The 19,911-nt window shown below is 54.9% G+C and carries 14 protein-coding genes and 1 other RNA gene; 12 read left to right on the forward strand and 3 right to left on the reverse strand.

Annotation, left to right across the window (positions count from 1 at the left end):
- Window positions 1–1,098 precede the first annotated feature (1,098 nt).
- The 5 genes from RBB81_RS18925 (at window position 1,099) to RBB81_RS18945 (ending at window position 3,746) form a co-directional block, all read left to right on the forward strand.
- Window positions 1,099–1,536, forward strand: a complete 438-nt coding sequence (locus RBB81_RS18925; RefSeq protein WP_353071708.1) for a CYCXC family (seleno)protein — start codon at window positions 1,099–1,101, stop codon at window positions 1,534–1,536.
- Between the two features lie 52 nt (window positions 1,537–1,588).
- Window positions 1,589–2,008 carry an EamA family transporter gene (locus tag RBB81_RS18930; RefSeq protein ID WP_179584625.1) on the forward strand — a complete coding sequence of 140 codons (420 nt, stop codon included), beginning with the start codon at window positions 1,589–1,591 and terminating at the stop codon, window positions 2,006–2,008.
- Window positions 2,009–2,087: 79 nt separating this feature from the next.
- Window positions 2,088–2,441: a transfer-messenger RNA gene (gene ssrA / locus RBB81_RS18935) on the forward strand.
- A 106-nt stretch (window positions 2,442–2,547) separates the two neighbouring features.
- Entirely contained in the window at window positions 2,548–2,916 is a 369-nt protein-coding gene (locus RBB81_RS18940; RefSeq protein ID WP_353071709.1) for a hypothetical protein, read from the forward strand.
- Window positions 2,917–2,933: 17 nt separating this feature from the next.
- Window positions 2,934–3,746 (forward strand): tyrosine-type recombinase/integrase, encoded by an 813-nt coding sequence (locus RBB81_RS18945; RefSeq protein ID WP_353071710.1) that lies wholly within the window; start codon window positions 2,934–2,936, stop codon window positions 3,744–3,746.
- A 451-nt stretch (window positions 3,747–4,197) separates the two neighbouring features.
- On the opposite strand, the gene RBB81_RS18950 is transcribed toward RBB81_RS18945, so the two are convergent.
- Entirely contained in the window at window positions 4,198–5,019 is an 822-nt protein-coding gene (locus tag RBB81_RS18950; protein WP_353071711.1) for a YqgE/AlgH family protein, read from the reverse strand.
- 751 nt (window positions 5,020–5,770) lie between these two features.
- Here RBB81_RS18950 and RBB81_RS18955 point away from each other — a divergent pair.
- The 7 genes from RBB81_RS18955 to RBB81_RS18985 all read left to right on the forward strand — a co-directional run bounded on the left by RBB81_RS18955 (window position 5,771) and on the right by RBB81_RS18985 (window position 17,333).
- Window positions 5,771–6,790: a TIGR03118 family protein gene (locus tag RBB81_RS18955; protein ID WP_179584632.1), complete on the forward strand. Its 1,020-nt coding sequence runs from the start codon at window positions 5,771–5,773 to the stop codon at window positions 6,788–6,790.
- A gap of 691 nt (window positions 6,791–7,481) precedes the next feature.
- Entirely contained in the window at window positions 7,482–9,539 is a 2,058-nt protein-coding gene (locus tag RBB81_RS18960; RefSeq protein WP_353071712.1) for a tetratricopeptide repeat protein, read from the forward strand.
- Between the two features lie 171 nt (window positions 9,540–9,710).
- Complete coding sequence (locus tag RBB81_RS18965; RefSeq protein ID WP_179584636.1) at window positions 9,711–10,805, forward strand: hypothetical protein; 1,095 nt, start codon at window positions 9,711–9,713, stop codon at window positions 10,803–10,805.
- A 313-nt stretch (window positions 10,806–11,118) separates the two neighbouring features.
- Window positions 11,119–11,949 carry an alpha/beta fold hydrolase gene (locus RBB81_RS18970; RefSeq protein ID WP_179584638.1) on the forward strand — a complete coding sequence of 277 codons (831 nt, stop codon included), beginning with the start codon at window positions 11,119–11,121 and terminating at the stop codon, window positions 11,947–11,949.
- A 599-nt stretch (window positions 11,950–12,548) separates the two neighbouring features.
- Window positions 12,549–13,127 (forward strand): sigma-70 family RNA polymerase sigma factor, encoded by a 579-nt coding sequence (locus tag RBB81_RS18975; protein ID WP_353071713.1) that lies wholly within the window; start codon window positions 12,549–12,551, stop codon window positions 13,125–13,127.
- Between the two features lie 44 nt (window positions 13,128–13,171).
- Window positions 13,172–15,961 (forward strand): protein kinase domain-containing protein, encoded by a 2,790-nt coding sequence (locus RBB81_RS18980; RefSeq protein ID WP_353071714.1) that lies wholly within the window; start codon window positions 13,172–13,174, stop codon window positions 15,959–15,961.
- 469 nt (window positions 15,962–16,430) lie between these two features.
- The gene (locus tag RBB81_RS18985) at window positions 16,431–17,333 is read left to right on the forward strand and encodes a DUF6923 family protein (protein WP_353071715.1); all 903 of its coding nucleotides are present in this window, start codon (window positions 16,431–16,433) and stop codon (window positions 17,331–17,333) included.
- Between the two features lie 959 nt (window positions 17,334–18,292).
- Here RBB81_RS18985 and RBB81_RS18990 read toward each other — a convergent pair.
- Both RBB81_RS18990 and RBB81_RS18995 read right to left on the reverse strand, forming a co-directional pair.
- Complete coding sequence (locus RBB81_RS18990) at window positions 18,293–18,694, reverse strand: hypothetical protein (protein WP_353071716.1); 402 nt, start codon at window positions 18,692–18,694, stop codon at window positions 18,293–18,295.
- Window positions 18,695–18,832: 138 nt separating this feature from the next.
- Window positions 18,833–19,804, reverse strand: a complete 972-nt coding sequence (locus tag RBB81_RS18995) for a quinone oxidoreductase family protein (protein WP_353071717.1) — start codon at window positions 19,802–19,804, stop codon at window positions 18,833–18,835.
- Window positions 19,805–19,911 lie beyond the last annotated feature (107 nt).

Consider the following 19,911-nt stretch of genomic DNA (forward strand, 5'->3'; position numbering starts at 1 on the left):
ACGAAGTGACCGCTCTCCGCGCAGGAGGCCCGTCCGGCGGGACAGTCTCTACTTCTAACAGGGCCTCCTCTTGCGACTCGTCATCTCGACCGAAGTCGCGCAGTCTTATCGCGCGACGCTGTGGAGAGACCCCCGTATTTTCCTTTGCCTCCCCTAATCCCGCCCATTTGACGCAAAGTCGCTCAGCCCACACTCAGCCCAGCAAAAAACTGTATTTCATAGAAAGAATTTGAACCGGTATTTCTCGTCAAAGAAAATATGTGGAAAAAGCGTAAGTTTTTATAAGACTATGATTACAATTGCTTTACTGAAAAATCTCGGGGCAAGACGGCCCAAAAACCGACCTCCAAACCATCAGATTTCTATGATGGAACATATTTTTCTTTCTTTCCCTCCATATTGTGGTATCTTCAATTCAACGCAGCGTGAGTCTTCCGGCGTGAAATCTCTCAGCCCGCATCATCGAAGCAAGGCTGATACAAGTTGCGTCACTGGCCTCCCGGCACGAGCAAAACACCGTTCGTGCCGCATTTTTTTGTTCTGACGTTCCCTTCCCACACTTAATGATTCCAAGCTCCCGCGTCGCTTCTTGCCCACCTTTCTCGACAGACTTAGCACGCCACCGGATCGAAAAGATCTGCCCCTATTCAAAATCTCGCCACCTGCCGTTTCAGTAGAAGACGGATGAAAAGAATCGCCATTTTTTGTTGTCAAGTCCCAAACTCTTGCAACCCAAACCATAACAATGAGATAGCCGTGGCGCATGAGTTATCGTTCGATCGCTATAATTAACACTAATGCCCAGATTTTTTCCGGGTTAGTCCGATCTCCGACAAAATAGCTCCATAAACCATTTAGATAGAATATTTTAGACGCAACCCATTTAGATAGAATATTTTACAGTCGTATAGTGTCTGCAAAGCTAAGAAAATAAGCAGTTTACGTCCAAATACCCCCGGGGGGGAGGGGGGTACCACATGGTCGATGAACGATATCCTGACTCACTCAGACGATTAGTCCATCTAGATCGGGCGGAAAAGACGATCGCAAGCGAAGTTGATATTCGGGCGCCAGAAGAGATTGATCTAAAATACCGACATGAAGCGGATCCTCGGATGTATCGCGTTAGGTCTGGCCACTATGGTGGCCTCAGCCCAGTGGTCAAACCCGTCGGAAGATATCCCGGCCTACAACGCATCTGCTCCGACAAAGCCCCTCCCCCCGGTGCTTAGCGGCGATCAGCTGACTGGAGTCTACTTCTCGCATCCCTATCAGGTGACTGCTTATAAGATGGCTGCCGCCATCCCCGCCGTACTGCATCAGCAACCCTGTTACTGTCATTGCGACCGCGAGATGCATCACAACAGTCTCCATACCTGCTTCGAAGGCACCCATGGCGCCGCCTGTTCTACCTGCATGAGAGAAGCTGTCTACGCTTACCAGCAGACGAAAAAGGGACAGACTCCGGCACAGATTCGCGCTGGAATCGAGCGCGGCGAGTGGCAGCAGGTCGACCTCGTAAACGCAACGATGTAGCGCCTTGCGATCTCGTGGCACAAGTTTTTTCCACCGAGGTATGCTTGCATCTATGACTTGGGTCTTCTGGGCAGTTCTATCGGCAGTCTTTGCTGCGGCAACTGCGCTGCTGGCCAAAGTCGGTGTCTCGGGAATCGACTCGAACCTCGCGACAGCCATTCGAACGACGGTGATCCTGATCTTTACCTGGGCCATCGCCGTCGCCTTCGAGAAGCATCACGCACTCGCGCAGATCGGCCGGCGCAGCTGGGTGTTTCTAGTGCTCTCAGGCATCTGCACTGGCCTGTCGTGGTTATGCTACTTCCGCGCCCTGCAGATGGGACCGGCATCAAGCGTAGCGCCAGTCGATAAGCTCAGTGTGGTGCTGGTCATTCTCGGCGCGTGGCTGTTCCTCGGCGAGCATCTGACTCCACTAAAGATCGGCGGGGCTTCGCTGATCACCATTGGCGCCGTGATCCTCGCCTTCGCCTAGTCTCTGCCTCGAACAGTAAGAGTTATAATCGCAATAGTTCTTTGTAGCGCCCAATGCAATGTTGGTGCCAGCTCCAGATGGGGGCGTCACGGCTTCGACGGGATTGCTTGTGGCAGAGAGGCATGCCGGGGTGTGGACACCCGTAATCGCTCACAAAACTATAAGTGCCGAACCTCAGTTCGCTCTTGCTGCTTAATTAAATAAGTAGCCGATCGCTCAAGCTTCGCCTACGGGCCTGTACCGATCGTCGCACAGTAGGCTGGTCTTCCCTGCTCCGTCTGAGCGGGTCGGACGAGATCAATCAGACTGGTCGTCGTCGCATCTTCGTCCGTTCTAAGCGCCGATGACGAGACAAAAATGACACGGAAAAAGCATGAAAGCTCTCTGTTGGAAGTTTTTTCGGACGTGGGTTCGACTCCCACCGCCTCCACCATCTATAAGCAATTTATTTTCAGCAACATAGCAAGTTACATCAACAAATTGTGCTAATTCCGTGCTAACCTTTTCGGGTCACCATCCCGGAGAGGCAGCACAAGCACATGACGACGAGAGCAGTCAAAGTTTCCACCATCCCTTCAATCGACATATTCGTCCGTCACTCCGCAGTCTGTCTCCGGCGCGATGATCCCGAGTACAAGAAATGCAATTGCCCCAAACACCTCCGCTATACGCACAACGGAAAGCAGCAACGTCAGTCGGCTAAGACTCGCTCGTGGAAAATCGAAGAAGAGAGGCGACGGAAGATTGAGGCTCAGTTTGAGGCGGCTGATCCAACAAAGCCGATTAGTTCGGTCACGGTTGAATCCAAGGGTGGGACGACCATGGAGCAGGCTATTGATCTATTCGTGAGTGACAAACGCTCTCAGGGCGTGAGCGCCGAGGTCCTGAAAAGTACGAGCGTCAGTTAGACCGACTCAAAGAGTTCATGGCGAAACGTGCCAAATTATTCCCGCATGAGATAAGCGTGAGTCACCTCACGGAGTTTAGGGCTGGATGGAATGACCTGTATCCATCATCCACGACTCGCTCCAAAGTCCAAGAGCGTCTGAGAGGGTTTCTACGATATTGTCTTGCATCGAACTTCATCACACGCATCCCGATTCTCTCTTCTATTCAGGTTAAGACACCTCCTACCCTGCCACTCACGGACGCTCAATACAAAAAGCTATTGAAGGTCATCCCCGAAGAGTTCTCTGGAACGAAGGCGAAACGGGTACACGCATTCGTGCGAATCATGAGGCATTCGGGTTTGGCTATACGGGATACGGTGACCCTCAAACGCATTGAGGTTCGTCATGACAAACACAAGGGTCTCTATCGCATTGTCACTAGTCGCCAGAAGACGGGAACACATGTAAGCGTACTGATTCCGCCTGACGTGGCAATGGAAGCCTTATCCGTGATGAAGCTGAACGAAAGTCCTAAGTACATCTTCTGGAACTCAGGGACGGGAACGGAACGAACGGTCGTCACCAACTGGCAACACGATGTAAAGCAAACGTTCGTAGCGGCGGGGATGCCGGACGGCCACTCGCACCAACTGCGCGATACATTCGCCGTCTCGCTTCTACAAAAGGGTGTACCAATGGAAGAGGTGAGTAAGCTGTTGGGCCACACTTCAATCAAGACGACAGAGAAGCATTATGCGCCGTGGGTGACAGCGAGGCAGGATCGGCTCGACTCTCTGGTCGTGGCAACGTGGGTAACGTCGGAGCACGGTGCGAAGGCCGGCCATTGACTCGTTACTGTCTTTTTTCTTCGTGAATATGCAGATCCATGGTCACCTACTACCGGAGAACGGCCTGATCGATTCCTTTTCCGTAATCGTTAGAATCGCCGAAGCGGGTGTCGATGGTATTGCCCCCCAGGGATTCGAAAACTTTGAAAAATCAAAGAGATATGTCGATATTCGACGATGACCCCCACAAAAATCCCCACACAAGAAAATAAGATTTTATCCCGTGATTTCCCGCGCACTTCGTCGGATTTTTCGAGATCACTTCGGACAATCGCATCGCTCAGAAAAGCCGGGAACGCAACGAGACCAAATCCTCTCGCTGCTCGAAGCGATCATCTTTGACAACACCCGCTGCGAGGTGTTGATCAAGTAGTTAGTTCCGAATCGGCGGTGATTCTCCCGGAACGATGTATTGTGCGAAATATCGGCTTGGTGAATGACTCGGGATTTATCAAAACAATTCTACTGGCTGGGAGATTTCTACGAAGGGCTCAGTCTTCGCCAATCGCAACTCTGTCTTCCGAATCATCTGCAACCACAAAGAATCCGGATCAGGATTGAATATTGTGGCGGTGTCTACCGGAAAAACGAACCACGCGCCCAATTGCACCTCGGTCCGCAATTGATCTTGCGTCCATCCGGCATATCCCAGGTAAACGTGAAAAACGTTAGGGTCAGGCCGGGCCGAAATTGTTTTTTCGAAGAGGCCTTTGTCGGAGATCAAATAAACACCACCGAAGATGTTCTCAGCTTTTTCAATCTTGGCCGAGGACTGAAAAAGTGCAAATGCAGCCGAAGGCTCCATAGGACCCCCGATATAGACCGGGTCGGAGCGGTCTTTCGCGGCATTGAGATCAAGAACTTGAGAAAGCGGCACATCGGTGCGCCGGTTGAGAATTAGTCCGACTACGCCATTTTCATCGTAGTGAACTAGCAGGATTACTGTTCCAGCGAAATGCGGGTCGCCGAGGCCGCGGCTCGCGACGAGCAACTTTCCAATACCTAAACCTTTGGGGTTCTTGAATTGAATCGGAAGAAATGACGCCGGCACCAATTCGCCTTTCCTGCGGAATGCCTTGAGCCATCGACTTAGCTTGTTTGCCGGCCAGCTGCCGTACCAAGGCAATGCCGCAGTGGCAGGCGCAGGAGCGCGCAACAACGTATTCGGCTTCGGCACATCAAATTCCGTCTTGTCAACGTTGACCCTTCCGGGCTCCGCCAAGGCAACGATCGCCAACAGCATTGCGAACAGCAACCCTTTACGCAGCGACATGATCGGGATCCTTCCCAGAGGAGATCCGATTTTTTCTGGAGATCCGACCCGAGATTTCTGTTCTCTCCCGTTTTCCGATCACTCCGGACCTCGAACCTTCTGCACGTCAGGACCTCAACGCAGGCCGTCATAGCCCTGCCCGAGCGCGTCGACAGCAATTCGCGGAAGCTTTCAATACTGTAGATCGTCATAATAGTACCGAACCGCAAGCTGCTCAGGATTAAGGCGCATGGGGCCGCAGACCTCACCTATTGAGGATAAAACCCGGATCGCGGGAGTGTTGTCGGCCAACCGGCATTACCGGAAAGGTAATGTCCGGTTGGGCGGCGATCCGGGAGGAATGGTGTTACGCCTTCGGAACATTGGCCTGCAAAAGAGGTTCTGTCCGAGTAGCCGACGATCCAGCGATAACTGATGAGAAGCGCGCTTGTCGTGACCTATTCCTTGGATCATCTCCGAATGGTCCGTTATTCAGAAGTCATCGCCGAGTCGCAGGGACAGCCAACATTCGAGCTGCCGATTACGAACGAAAGCAGCCATGCGTCGATCCGTGATGCACGAATCCCGCTTCAGGAATGCTTCCAGCTGAATCTCTTGGTCTGCCTTCTCGACTCTTATTCCGAAGTTTCACAGAGAGATGACAATTCTCTGACAATCGAGGTGTTCTGCAGCAGCACCCTTGTAGGCGACAGGCCAACCATTCAGTTCAGTAACTGAAAAACCGCCACCTGCTCTCTAAAGGAGAACCACCATGTCATTTCGCTCTGTCGTTCTGACCGCGTCTTTCGCACTCACATCGTTGTCCGTCCCTAACGCTGCCTTCGCACAATATAAGGTGACCAACCTGGTCTCGAACCAGGAGAGAGCGGCAAAGGTTACAGATCCCTTGTTGGTAAATGCCTGGGGACTCACTTATGCGCCCGGCGGACCTTATTGGATCAGCGATGCCAACTCAGGCTGGTCCACGCTCTATGACTCCAATGGGACCAAAGTACCCTTGGACGTGTTGATCCCCACAGCAGGCGGAGATGGGCCCGGTTCTCCTACCGGCATCGTCTTCAACAAATCGCCAGAGTTCCAGATCAAAGGCGCTCCGGCGGCCTTCCTGTTTGCCACCCTTGACGGCACCATCAGTGGCTGGGCCCCCAGCGTAAGTTTCAACGCAGCCCTCGTTGCCGTCACCACACCGGGCGCGTCCTATACCGGTTTAGCGATCACCAGCAAGCCTTCCGGCAACTATCTCTTTGCCGTCGACAATAAAAACAACAAGGTTGATATTTATGATGGCAACTTCAAACTCGTAACTTCGTTTACCGACCCGACTGTTCCTGCTGGTTTCGCACCGTTCGGCATTCAGGACTTCGGTGGTCTCGTCTACGTCTCATTCGCCAGCGCCTCAGGAGCTGCCGGTGGATACATTGACATCTTTGCCGAGAACGGAACGCTCCTGAAACAGCTGGCCAAGGGGAAGCCGCTCAATCAGCCATGGGGTTTCGCCATCGCGCCGAAGAACTTCGGACCATTCAGCAACACGCTGCTGGTCACGAACAATACCAATAGCGGGACCATCAACTCTTTCAACGCAGTCACGGGCCAATTTGTTGGCACGCTGACCAACACCCTCGGCGAGGTCATCCACATCGACCAGCTCTGGGGAATTGAATTTGGGGATGGAACCGGCAAAAATGGTGCCACCAATCAGCTCTTTTTCACCGCTGGCCCGGACAATAATTTCACTGGACTGTTCGGGGTAATCGCCTTCGAGAAATAGAGAGCCTCGAGCACGAAAAGATGGTTGAAGCAAAGAGCGCACGAGTCTGCATTCAGGCTGAAGTGACATGCGATGCCCCGGGATTCTGGGGTATCGTTTTTGTTGGGAATGAATGTGTGCCGCGCAAAAGGAATCAGTAGTCCGCAAAACGGAAGTAGCGACACAGATCAATCCCTGCAAAGTCGGCTTGTGGGAAGGAAATCAGTAACTCCCGGATCACGGGCAAACAAGAAGTTATCGCGGCGGGGAGTCCAACTTCCGGGTGGCTAGCGAAACGCTCACGATTCAACATGCCCGCTGTAAGTAAGTATGCCACTGGGGTGATTCGATGGAGTTTTCACCGTTCGTGCGATATCGAACAATCAGACAGCTCGCCTTCATCTTCGGCGTGGGTATGATGCCAGGTGCTGTTCTCTGCGCTGACCAAACAACGAAGGATGCTAAGAGTGCGCAAGAGATTGGGTTCACTCTCGATCGCACCAAGCAGCCGACGCTTCGGCAACAATTGCTTAAGGGGACACCTCACGAAACGGAAATTCATGTACGCTAAGGCAAGCTGCAGCCTTCCTACGGTCGAGCGCAGCAGAGTAGTCAAAAATGTTGTTCGTTTTGATCTCGTCGGTATATCTTCGGCGTGTTAGTTCACCTTTGAGCTTTCGCCATGCAAGTTCGTCCCCGCGCGGTGTAGGACATGCGATCACGTATTGTATCGAAGAGGTATTTCGAGGTGGTCTCGGTGGCTTTCCTCCTGCTTGTTCTCGTGGCCGAGTTAGGATTTTTCGCGCGTCGGCAATCACAAACGATCGATGAGGCGGACCACATCTTCGCGGGTTATCGCTACTGGCAATGCGGCGATTTCGGCGTCAATCCCGAGCATCCACCCTTCGCGAAGCTCGTCGATACCCTCCCACTAGTTTTCGACCGGCCGAAAAATCCCGGCGCGCCCTGCGCATCATACAAGACGGGCCAATCCGCCGATTTCTTACACGGGCACGATTTTCTTTATTCGAACGACGCGGGAAAAATCCTGGCAGAGACTCGTTTCTTTGCTGCGTCGTTCACGCTCTTGCTGGCCGTGTTCGTCTTCGTTGCAGCGCGGAAGATGTTCGGCGGGGGCGCGGCGCTTCTCGCTTTGGTGCTGCTCGTATTTGAGCCGACAATTCTGGCGCACGGCGCGATCGTAACCACGGACTTGCCCGTGACCTGTTGGGCTTTCGCAGCCGTCTACGCCTTTTATCGCTACACTCAGCAGCCGACGCTGACACAGATGATTATCTGCGCTCTGGCTACGGGCCTGGCGCTCGCGGCGAAGCATTCCGGCATCCTGCTGCTTCCAACTCTTGCCATCTTAGCGATGGCGGACTTCTGGACGCGCCGGCGAACCCATGCCCCCGCAGGTTCCGGTGACCCTCGCAGCGAATGGAAGGAATTGCTGATTAGCCGTGCAGTGCCTCTTGCGGTAATTGTTGCCCTAGCCATCACCATTCTCTGGGGATTTTATCTCTTTCGCTACTCCGCGAGGCCTCCGGGTCACGAGATGTCGGATTCCATCTCCGCTTACATTCAGGATGCCATCCAGAACGGCGGCGTCCACAGCGTGTTGCTGTCAAAGGTAATTCCGCGGCTGACCTCGCTGCTGCCTGAGTCCTATCTCTACGGTATGGCCAACGTTACAATCGCCTCAGCTGGCGGCCGCCAGACGTTTCTTCTGGGCCATCTCTATCCCACGGGGCAGTGGTTCTACTTTCCGGTTGCATTTGTGATCAAGAGCACTCTGGGCTTTCTGCTACTGCTCCTCCTTGTAGTTGTTGCAGGTCCATATCTATGGCACGAGAAAAAGCGCGAGACACTTTTCCTTACGGTCCCGGCAGCTGTGTTTTTCAGTGTGAGCCTGACCTCGCGGCTCAATATCGGTATACGGCACATTCTGCCGATTTTTCCGTTCCTGATTGTGTTCGCCGCAGGTGCGGCGTGGCGGCTGGCTGGGCGCAAGCGTGCCTGGATGTATGTCGTGGTCGCCCTTGCGGCTCTTCATTGCGTTTCTTCACTAAAAGCGTTTCCTAATTATCTTTCCTACTCTAATGAAATCTGGGGAGGTCCGCAGGAAACGTATCGTTACCTGTCCGCCTCGAACGTGGACACCGGAGGCGGGCACATCGATGAAAGAAACTATCTTGCACGTAACCGAATCACCGATTGCTGGATTGCTTCCTTCGGCACAGCCGACCTGGATTACTACGACGTACCCTGCAAGTCATTTCCGGGCGCTTCTGCCTTTACGTCCAATCGATTTGCCATCGTTCCAAGCCCGGTGGAAGGGACTCTCTTAATTTCCACGTCGCAATTGTCTGGGATGATCTGGGGTCCTCCAGAGCTTAATCCCTATGGCCCACTGTGGCACGTAAAGCCGGTAGCCAACTTGGGTGGACATACCCTCATCTTTCAAGGCCGTTTCGATCTACCGCCGCTTTCCGCAGCGAGCCACTCTACCGAGGCGCAGGTCCTTGCGTCTCAGGGGCGTTTGGACGAAGCACTGGCGGAAGCCCGCACTGCGGTTGAGATGGCCCCACAAAGAATGCAATGCCATCTCACGCTGGCGCAGGTCTTGGCCAAGAGGAAACAGCTTCCCCAAGCGCGCGCCGAATACCGCGAAGCCATCCGTTTGGCGGAATTAGGAGAACCCGGCTACTACCGTATCCCCTTGTGGACCGCACGGAGTGAGCTCTCAGCGCTTGAGTCTCCGCGTTGATTGTCACGGATGAGAAAAGCTCCCCTTATCATCATCCGCACATAGATCTTGCCTAGCACGGTAGAGTGTACCGATCTACCGCCAACTCTTGGATGGTCGGCAAACAAGGGGGCTCAAGCTCAAGAAGATACAAAGTTTCTATCCCCCTCGGAGGCATATAAAGCTGCTCTGTTGCCCCTCAATGCAGCCAGAGCCCAGCAAAACGATCTAACCGAGGCGGACAAGTTTGCACTAGGTGTTGGTATAGGCATGGCGTCTCGTGACTGCCTCGCACTTTCGGCGGATGTATCCGCCCTCACAACTAACGCCAAAGAACTGCTTTCTTTGGGCGAGTTGTGTCTCTTCGGGCAGCAGTTCGAACCGGCGCGTGCTTCTCTAACAAAATATCTTGTGCTTCCCGATGCATTAAATAAAAGACAAGCTCTGATCCTGCTTGTGCGCGCGCATCTCGGTCTAAACCAACCGGCTTCTGCAGCGGCAGAGATTAGGTCGCTTTTGAGTGACTATCCGTACGATGCGCAGATCCACTTTGCCATCAGTCAAGTGATCGATGCTGCTGAGGGCGTAGATGCCACATTCGACAAACTGGCTTTGCACCTGTGTGAGTCGCAAAGTGCCATCACACTTCCTCTCCTTGTCAGCGGAAAGGCGATTGAAGGCAAAGACGTAGGTGCCTCCTCAAGCGTTTTGTTCTCGGACGCGGTACGGTGCGCCGCCCTTTCAGAGAAGTCGGCCAAAGGCGCTACCCCAGCCGTCCTGCAAGTGCTAATCGAAGTTGCGCAGCAAAAGAGTTGGATGGGCACTGCGGATCTCGCGCCAATGCAGGCTGCTTTGGCTCGGCAAACGATGGTCGGATCAAAGGTGCCATTGAACTCGTTACATGGACACGCAATCAGTAAAAACACGCTTGTTCCTCGTACGGTCCGACTGGCAAACGGCACAGTGATCTTTCTTCCTTTCACCCTTTGGTCCCCAGGTGCGCCCAGTGTTGTGCGGGATCTGGCAAAATATTCTGCGCAACACCGGATCTATGCAATCACCTCCTGGAGCGCCAACACGGGACGGGAGGATATACCTTCAGACCAGATACGTGACGCTTTGCGTGAGTGGCAACGGACGCTGCCGCCGACTGTGTCCGTTCTGGTGGTACCTGAATCAGAATTGAACATCTTTCATGCCGATTCGTTTCCTGCTGGGATCGTAATTCGAGATGGTGTCGTGCGCTCCAATGCTGTTCTTCCACACAAGGTTCGGAAAGATTGCTGATTGGCGCGATTGCAAACCGTGTTGAGCGTATAGAGAAGCCCTAAGAAGAGTATCGAAGGGGTGTTCTTGCCGAGTGCGTGGGAGGATGGTTGACGTCATGAGAGTTCCAGGAAGATCCCTTCTAAAGGCGGCTTGCTCACACCTCGGCCACAATCCGCTTCTTATGGGTGCTTGCGTAGCTCTTCTGTTGTCCGCTGGGTCAACGGCCAGAACTCAAATTACGAATCAATCGAAGCCTCTGCCCCTAGGCACTCTCGTCGACGTAGGAGGCTATCGGGTGCATTTGTACTGCATCGGCGAAGGGAGCCCAACGGTGATGATCGTGGGCGCGGCTTTCTCCTTCGATTGGGGACTGGTTCAACCTGAAGTCGCGAAGTGGACGCGAGTGTGCACCTTCGATCCATCAGGGAACGCATGGAGCGACCCTTTCCAGACCCCAACATTGATTCCCTCGTCCCAGGCCTCCGATCGAACGCCTGCAGCAAAAGCGACACCGACATGCACGGATAGAGTCGACGAGATCCATAGGCTTCTTACAAAAATGCCTATCGACGGTCGTTATGTCCTCGTCGGGTTTTCCGTAGGCGCCCTTTGGGAGCGAATCTACACCGCCCGTTACCCCGACAATATCGCCGGGATGATCATCGTGGACCACGCATTTCTCTCCGGTGTCGGCAAAGACGTTCCGCCTCATGTTTCGCCTTCCCATGGTTCGTCACGTGGCTATAGTCCGCCGGTGCTTCTTTCCAAGGCACCTATCGTTCTGGGCTTTGAAGACGATTCAAACTTCAGCAAATTGCCGGCACGTGATCAGGAGCTTCATATGTGGGCTCTCTCTCAGCACCCGGTTCGGCCTGGTCCGGAGATGGCAGCTGATTGCTTCGCCCTTATAAACAAGGTGACAGGTGGACACCAATACCCTCTGGGAGATACGCCCCTATGGGTTATTAATACGTCAAACGACTGCCAGGATTACAGAGCATTCCAAAAGGATCTCTTGGCGTTGGCACGAACGAGTGAACAGATCATAGCGTGGAACAGCTCGCATATGGTTCCTATCGATGAGCCCGACTTGATCACAAGAGCGATCCGCGAAGCAATCGAACGGGAGCGAGAACGCGTAAGAACGTTCCAGAAACCCTGAATACGTCCCTGATTGTGTCCCAACGAAAATACCCTTGCCGGTTTGGGGATAAATCGGCCTGGCACTCAGTGAGCGTTCGTGAAAGCTCAGACTGAACGCGAATCCGGCTTTGTTGGCGGATTACGGGCAACCCGCACCTTACCGGTCGTATTCCGTTAGCCGACGGGTTAATTGACGAGTTGCCGACGATCTGACCGGAACCGGCGATTTGACCTTCAGCCCATCTGGATGAGTGCCTCGTCCTGTTAGCACAAGTCCACGAGCAGCAGATGAGGCATCGCTGGACACTGGCCGACATAGGGACTAATCCTTCACAATTCCTCTAAGTGCTTCCAGATTCGTCATGCGGCTCCGGCTAAAACCCCGGCGCGGCCGCGGGGCCGCCCAACGATAGATTCGCCTTTGGCGCGTTCTCGTCGCGTTGGGGCCAGATTACCCGGTATACGAAATGGCCGAAGATATGCGAACGAGGTTGCGGAGAGAAGATATCTCACAAAATCGACATTTTTGGAGATATCATGTCGGCAACGCATCGATAGTCCCCTATCGCGTTCCCTGAAGCAATATCCAGTCGCTAGTCTAGTTCGTCTGGGGGGCCCATGCCACGAACCGATTTGCCCGAAGTTGATGAACTCCTGGCCAAGTGGGGCGCGGGAGACCGGGAGGCCCTTCGGGCACTCATACCGCTGATCTACGAGGAACTTCGCAGGGTTGCCCGCCAGCAACTGCGACGGGCCCCATCGCCGCATACGCTGCAAACCACGGCACTGGTTCACGAGGCCTACATGCGCCTCCATCATCAGTTCCGGGGCCAATTTCAGAACAAGTCGCATTTCATTGCCGTCTGTGCGTTGCTGATGCGCCAGATCCTGGTCGGCTACGAGCGGGAGAAGCGAGCGGCGAAGAGAGGCGGTGGCGTGAGGAACTGTACCCTCGAGGATGTTCATGCGGTCATGCAGGGCCGGCCCGTGGATCTGCTCGATCTGGACCGTGCATTGACCGAACTCTCTAATCTGGATGCGGAACAAGCCCGAATTGTGGAGCTGCGCTTCTTCGGCGGCTTTTCGATCGAAGAGACGGCCGAGGTAGTCGGTATTTCACCGGCAACAGTGAAGCGGCACTGGTCGACCGCGCGGGTCTGGCTGTACCAGCAACTTTGCGGAAAAGCCCACGCATGACTCCGGAACGCTGGCAGATGGTTCGCGGGGTCCTGGAAAGCGCCATGGAACTGCGTCCAGCGGACCGGGCTGCGTTTCTTGACCGCGAATGCGCCTCCGATCCGTCGCTGCGTGAGGACGTCGACGAGATGCTCTCCATCGAAGGCAAGCTCGATCCGAACTTTCTGGAGTCTCCGGCAGCACAGCAGGTCGCACTCCCCGGGTCGACTGCCCCGGGCAACACCATGCTGGAGGCGGGAACTCGACTCGGGCCGTACGAGGTTCAGGCTCTCCTGGGTGCGGGAGGCATGGGCGAGGTGTACCGCGGGCGAGATACACGGCTCAATCGCACCGTTGCCATCAAAGTGATCCCGCGTGCGTTGTCTTCCGATTCATTTCGCCAGCAGAGATTCGAGCGGGAGGCACGGGCGATCTCGGCTCTTCAGCATCCCAACATTTGCACGTTGCATGACGTCGGTCAACAGGACGGAACACCATTCCTTGTAATGGAGTATCTGGAAGGTCAGACGCTCGCGAGGCGATTGCAGAAGGGCAGGCTTTCACTTGAGCTGACTCTCCGCTACGCGGCAGAGGTCGCCGATGCTCTTGAAGCCGCGCATCGGCGAGGCATTGTGCATCGCGACCTCAAACCGGCGAACGTCTTCGTCACGACCCACGGCGAATCGAAGGTACTGGACTTCGGACTAGCGAAACTGGACGAGTCGGGCCCCGAGTCGGATACGTCAGCCGAGACCGCAAGGGACCAGAAAATACTGTCAACGCCGGGCGTCGCGATGGGAACCGCGCCTTACATGTCGCCTGAACAGGCGAGGGGCGAAGACCTCGATGCACGGACAGATATTTTCTCCCTGGGTGCGGTGCTCTACGAGATGGCTACGGGAAAGATGGCGTTCCACGGCAAGACCACGACCCTGGTACACAAGGCCATTCTCGACGAAACACCACCTCCACCATCGAGGGTGGTTTCCGCTCTTCCGAAAGCCCTGGATCATGTCGTCAGCAAGGCGCTGGAGAAAGACCGCGATCTGCGCTACCAGAGCGCCGCCGACCTGCGCGCCGACCTGAACCGGCTCAAGCGCGACACTGGTTCGGGCAAAGTCGTGACGACAGACCCAACTCCAAAACCGGGTTCACAGGCAAAACGCAAAATGCTTTTGAGTTGGCTGCTGCCGGGCGCCGCCGTGCTCGTCAGCGTGGTCATCGCAGTCTGGTATATGCATCGCCCGCCTCCTCCGCCTCGAATCTCGGAATACACGCAAATGACGTTTGATGGTCACGGAAAGCGAGCGGGCGGGACCGACGGGATCAGACTGTATTATTCCCTGGACGAACAAGGCGGCATTCAGCAGATAGCTTTGTCAGGTGGAGTAAGCGAGCCGATCTCGGTTGAATTACAAAATGCCGTTCTATTGCCGGGCTGCCTCTCGCCGGATGGGTCCAGAATGCTTGCCTGGCCGTTTGGTGTATGGGACAAGAAGCCGACCAAATCGGTATCGATAGTTCGGGTACCCGGAGGCTCGGTTCGCTACCTGACAGACGCTGTAGCCGTGACCTGGTCGCCCGACGGAGAATCAGTGGGCTACTCTACGGCGGACGGCGATATAAACCTGATTCGAAGCGACGGAACAGGAGTTCGAACGCTGGCCCGCGTGGGTGGCAGCGGGATCGATGGACTCAGTTGGTCTCCCGACGGCAAAACGATGAGGTTTTTCAAGGACGGTCGGCCCTGGGAGATGTCCTCGAACGGCTCCAACCTTCATGAGTTGCTCCACAATTGGCGTCCCTCTTACGCGAGTTGTTGTGGTCAGTGGACCCCAGATGGCGAGTTTTTCATATTCATGGCTGGCGACCAGCCATCCGGCCACCAGATTTGGGCTCTCGACGATCGCCTGGGTCTGTTTCGCCAGCATCCCGCAGAGCCGGTCAAATTAACTTCAGGCCCACTTTATTGGGGAGATCCTCTTCCCAGCAGGGACGGAAAGAAGATCTTTGCGGATGGTTTCACTTTCCGCGGCGAACTTGTCCGGTTCGACTCGAAGTCCGGTAAGTTTGAGCCCTTCCTTAAGGGCATCTCAGCTCAGTTCGTTGACTTCTCCAAGGATGGCAAATCAGTTGTGTACGTTTCCTTCCCGGAAGGCGTCCTGTTGAGAGCTAACCTGGATGGCACCAAGCCGGTGCAACTCAGCGACCCTCCCATGTATCCCGTGCTGCCGCGCTGGTCGCCTGACGGCTCCCAAATCTTGTTTATGGCGGACACTCCGGGTGGCCAGTCTGAAGCTTATATCATCTCTTCTTCCGGCGGCACACCCCGGCTTCTCCTCCCCGAGGATAAGGGAGCGCAGGATGCTCCGAATTGGTCACCGGATGGACGGAGAATCGCATTCTCACGTGGGCCGGATAGGAATGTTCCAGGCATGATATACATCCTCGACCTCGCCACCCATCATGTGAGCACACTACCCGGATCGGAGGGGTTCTCCGCTCCACAGTGGTCTCCAGACGGTCGCTTCGTCGAGGTACAGGCGGACGACGCGCTCGGCCTGAAGATCTTTGATCTCGTGACGCAGCAAGCTTGGGTGCTGCAAATCGGTAGGGAAGCGATCTGGCACGTCTGGTCAAGGGATAGCCGATTCATCTTTTTTGTGAGCCTGCATGGCAATCCAGGCGTGTTTCGAATCCCTTTGAAGGGTGGAATGCCGGAACTAGTAATTGACCTGAAAGATTTCCGCTATGCAAGGGGCCCTTGGATGGCGCTTGACACGACAGATGCGCCTCTGATGCTTCGATACTCGGGGACCGACGATATTTATGCTCTCACTCTGGAGAAGAAATGAATACATCGGAATCATTCGCCGAAGTGAAATCATTCGCTCAATGAGTCGCCAAACTCAGAAATGTATCTGCCTTCCATAATCCCGGTACGCAAGCTGTGTAGGTAAGTGGTTACGTAATGCATGCCAGATCGGGACATGAGCGCCCGCTATGGCCTTAGCCAATCTGCGGCTGGGTGCTCGTTAAGGACTTCTGACTCCGCTAGTCTCTCTCCTGGATTGGTCGGTAGCCTTTACTGAGTCCGCTTTGTCCTCCTTGGTTGCAAGCCCGAAAAAGATCGGGCACCGCTGAGCCGAATTCTCTCGGAATTTCCTTTTACTTAGTGAGAGCGCGGCTTCCTGTAACCTGCGGATCAATCGACCACAGCCCACAGGCTAAGGTGCTGCGAGAACAGTCGGAAGACCGAGTGCTAGGCCGATTCCAGCGCCGGATTCCGTTTGCTTCCAAGTCTCTTTCGAGGAGGATGTCACCATGTTCGGAAAATCACTCTCAGGAAAAAACCTGCTATCGAATGGCTTGTGCCTGTTCATCGCGTTAGCAATGACAGGTGTTCTACCGTCCAAAGGCGTCCTGGCGGCGACTCCCGCGGCTGATGAAGACGATCAAACCAGACATGTCTTCTATACTATTGCTTCTCCTCCTGGAGTGAGGGAAATGTGGGCGATTGAAGTGACCGGCGGGAAGATCACCACGACCGACATTGGACCAATCAAAACGGGCTGCGCCACGCTGGCGATGTCGCCCTCCGGGACACCACTCAGCATGTGCGGCAAACTTTTTGGGACCCAGCAGCTCACCAGTTTCGATAAGAAAACCGGACTGGCCACGCTGTTCGGTGTTCCCGTTCCCGGGCTCGCCGTCATGGCCATGGCTTTCGGTCCCGATGGGACTCTATACGCGGTTGGAGGTTGTTACCCGAACGGTGACCCGAACGATCTGAACACCGACTGCTCCGGCTCAGACCCGAATTTCAACTCGCTGTATAGGGTCAATGAGTTTACCGGGGACTTTACCCGCATCGGTCCAACGGGCGCTCCTCAATACTTTATGGGCCTAGCATTCGATCGTCACGGGAACCTGTACGGTGTGACGACCACTCTCAACCCTTCTTATGTTCCTGCGATCCTGTATCGCATCAATCCCGAAACCGGCGCAGCCACGAAGATCGTTAATCTGGTGGGAAGTAACACCGTGATGGGGTTGGCTTTCGCCCGGGACGGCAAATTGTATGCGACCGACTTCACTGGTGCCTCCGGTCTTTATGTGATCGATCCCAAAACAGGTTTTGAGAGTGCGGTCGCCGCCATGCCCTTTGGTCTTTCCACCGGTCTCGTGTTGGCGGACCCACTTCCCCAGCCGGAAGATCGTAACTGACAAGTGGCTTGGCACAGCGGCAGCGTGCGTTCTCTTCGTCCGACTTTCGAGCGTGAACGCTGCGGCAAAGGTCATTACCGCCAGCGCCAAAATTACCAGACGTTGCGGAGTGAAGCCCCGGTAGAACGCGTACACGCTGGGAGACGGACCGGGCTCCACTCCAACCTGCGTCTCTTCCTCTGGTTGCAAGCTCCACAAAAAAAGATTGCGCCACGCTTAGCCGAATTATTTTGGAATTCCTATTACTCAGCAAGAGCGCGCGGCCTCCGGTGATCGCGACTTCAACACGCAACACCGTAGCAGCCGAGTCTCACGCCAGGAAGACGCGCGCCATATGACGGAGGAAATGAGGAGACAATCATGACGAGACTATTGGCATCCTGCGCGTTAGCTGCAATCACGTTTGCTGTGGTGCCAACCGAATAGCGCTCTAACTGATTTAGCCAACTGAACAGCGGCCACGGTATTAGTCACGATAGACGGAGTTCGCTTCAGCGAACCTCGACGAGTGGTAAATCGCCAACGCACTCAGGGAACACTGCGGGCCGAGAAATTTCAGGACTTCGGAGTTCTGGGCGGATCACGGGCAACCCGCACCTTACTCTCGTCAGTGGGGGCTGCTGCAGCCGTGCCCGCGTCTGTCTTGACTGCCGCTCGGAAACTCAAATATTCGTGGATCCTGCGGCGTTTGTGGGGAGTAATTCTGACAATCACGCGTAGCCGGCTAACAATGAGGGCTTTGGCCTTGTATTCGATATTGCTTTTGTTCTGGAAGCGGCCCTACGCTTAGGTGAAGATGTCTCTCGGTCCACAGCGCGCATCTCCTGAAGACTGGAGGCCAGCGTCTTCGAAGACAGTGAGACGAGCATGGCCGTCTCCGCATCTGAGGCTGCAAAAAGTCGACCATGTGGGTACCGACAATGCAACGGTGAGGAATATCTGCGGCAACAAGCGGACGTTTATTCACGCTTCGTTTCCGGCGTGATCCGCACTGATCTGTGAAGCAGATACACCACGAAGAATTGGAGGACGGCGATAAAGAGCGGCCCAGCGCATTTCCCAAGATCATGCTCAAACAGACCGATTCCGGCATCCAGCAATTGCATGGCGCCGGCGAGCGCACCTAGGATCAGCAACGCAGAAGTCGCCTGCTTGTAGATCGCCCCCAATGCGAACAAGGCCAGGGGAATTGTGCGCGCCGCCGCGTACATCGCCAATATCAACGACGCCTGCGTTGGAACGTATCCCGCAGGGACCAGGTATTGCGGACGGATGATCCCCACGATGGAAAAGCAGCTCGCGACCAGGACATTGATTGCCGTGACCACCGAAGCTAGCCGAATCGTCTTTATTGTTGTCATTGATTCCTCTGAGTAAGCTCGTCCGAGTGTAGTTGGGTTGATTTGACAACTTGTGTCCGCACTACGCCTGCGCGTAGTGCGAACCTCGCGCCAATTGCGGGAGCGGGATACCTGTTATGTTTCCCCCATCAATTGTCGTCAGACTGTGAGAACTACCCTCCCGAAGGGGCGGCCTTCAACGAGATAACGCAGAGCCTCAGTAGCTTCGGCCAGAGGGAACGTCTTAGCCACGATCGGTTTGATCGCACCCGGTCTAAGCAGAGAGGCAGTAGATTTCCAGGCGTCAGCAACGATCGCCTGCGGCTGAGAGAACATATTGAAACCCCGGATGCTGGTCTGCGACACAATGAGACTTGTCACGTCAATGGTGGTCTTGCGGCTTGCGGAATACCCCAGCGTTATGAGGCTTCCTCCCGGCGCAAGCGCTTTGACGGCTTCGCTCGACACATCGCCGCCGATCCCGTCGATGATGATGTCTGCGCCGTAGCCGTCTGTGATACGACGTACGCCGTCAGTTAACTTTTCCACGGAGGTATCGATTACCTCATTGAATCCGAGTGCCTTCGCCTGCTCGGCTTTCGCATGATTGGTCGTGCTCGATATAGCGTGCTTTGCTCCAAGAGCGCGGGCCAATTGCGTTACAGCGTTGCCGACCGATCCCCCGATCGCTGGTGCCAGAACAGTCTTGCCGCAACGAAACCCTGCCAGAGAAAGAGCCACTTGAGCTGTGAGATATGCGACTGGAATGCCAGCAGCACTCACGTCATCGACATTGTCAGGAATCAAGCAGAGGTCTTCCTTCCGTACAGCAATCCACTCGCAATAGGTCCCATCTTCAAAAGCGCCATAGGTGCCCCAGAACATCACACGCGAGCCAGTGGGAAAATCCGCTCCGCCTCCCTCCTCCACCACGCCCGCTCCTTCGTTGCCCAAGATGAGCGGCCTCTCCGGGATGTGAAAATCGCCGACGAGAATCGTATGATCGAGCGGCGTGACACCTGCAGCAGTGATTCGCACGAGTACCTTCCCGTCGGTGACCGTTGGTTTTGGAAGCTCTACGAGCTTCAACGCTTCATAACCGCTAAATTGCTCTGCTCTCATTGCACGCATTTTGGTTCTCCCTTTTCCCGTCACTCCTGACCTGCGTCGCTAGGTCGCAACTCCGGAGATTATTAGTGTCGATCGAGACCACCAGCAGATCCCGAATAGCTTGAGTC

Source organism: Tunturibacter gelidoferens (assembly GCF_040358255.1).
Taxonomy (GTDB): domain Bacteria; phylum Acidobacteriota; class Terriglobia; order Terriglobales; family Acidobacteriaceae; genus Edaphobacter; species Edaphobacter gelidiferens.

What these genes read in the sequence shown, in the direction of transcription:
- RBB81_RS18930 (WP_179584625.1), top strand. Translation starts at nt 1,589, where the DNA reads ATGACTTGGGTCTTCTGGGCAGTTCTATCGGCAGTCTTTGCTGCGGCA.
- RBB81_RS18995 (WP_353071717.1), bottom strand. Translation starts at nt 19,804, where the DNA reads ATGCGTGCAATGAGAGCAGAGCAATTTAGCGGTTATGAAGCGTTGAAG.
- RBB81_RS18955 (WP_179584632.1), top strand. Translation starts at nt 5,771, where the DNA reads ATGTCATTTCGCTCTGTCGTTCTGACCGCGTCTTTCGCACTCACATCG.
- RBB81_RS18960 (WP_353071712.1), top strand. Translation starts at nt 7,482, where the DNA reads ATGCGATCACGTATTGTATCGAAGAGGTATTTCGAGGTGGTCTCGGTG.
- RBB81_RS18990 (WP_353071716.1), bottom strand. Translation starts at nt 18,694, where the DNA reads ATGACAACAATAAAGACGATTCGGCTAGCTTCGGTGGTCACGGCAATC.
- RBB81_RS18925 (WP_353071708.1), top strand. Translation starts at nt 1,099, where the DNA reads ATGAAGCGGATCCTCGGATGTATCGCGTTAGGTCTGGCCACTATGGTG.
- RBB81_RS18945 (WP_353071710.1), top strand. Translation starts at nt 2,934, where the DNA reads ATGGCGAAACGTGCCAAATTATTCCCGCATGAGATAAGCGTGAGTCAC.
- RBB81_RS18950 (WP_353071711.1), bottom strand. Translation starts at nt 5,019, where the DNA reads ATGTCGCTGCGTAAAGGGTTGCTGTTCGCAATGCTGTTGGCGATCGTT.
- RBB81_RS18985 (WP_353071715.1), top strand. Translation starts at nt 16,431, where the DNA reads ATGTTCGGAAAATCACTCTCAGGAAAAAACCTGCTATCGAATGGCTTG.
- RBB81_RS18940 (WP_353071709.1), top strand. Translation starts at nt 2,548, where the DNA reads ATGACGACGAGAGCAGTCAAAGTTTCCACCATCCCTTCAATCGACATA.
- RBB81_RS18980 (WP_353071714.1), top strand. Translation starts at nt 13,172, where the DNA reads ATGGAACTGCGTCCAGCGGACCGGGCTGCGTTTCTTGACCGCGAATGC.
- RBB81_RS18975 (WP_353071713.1), top strand. Translation starts at nt 12,549, where the DNA reads ATGCCACGAACCGATTTGCCCGAAGTTGATGAACTCCTGGCCAAGTGG.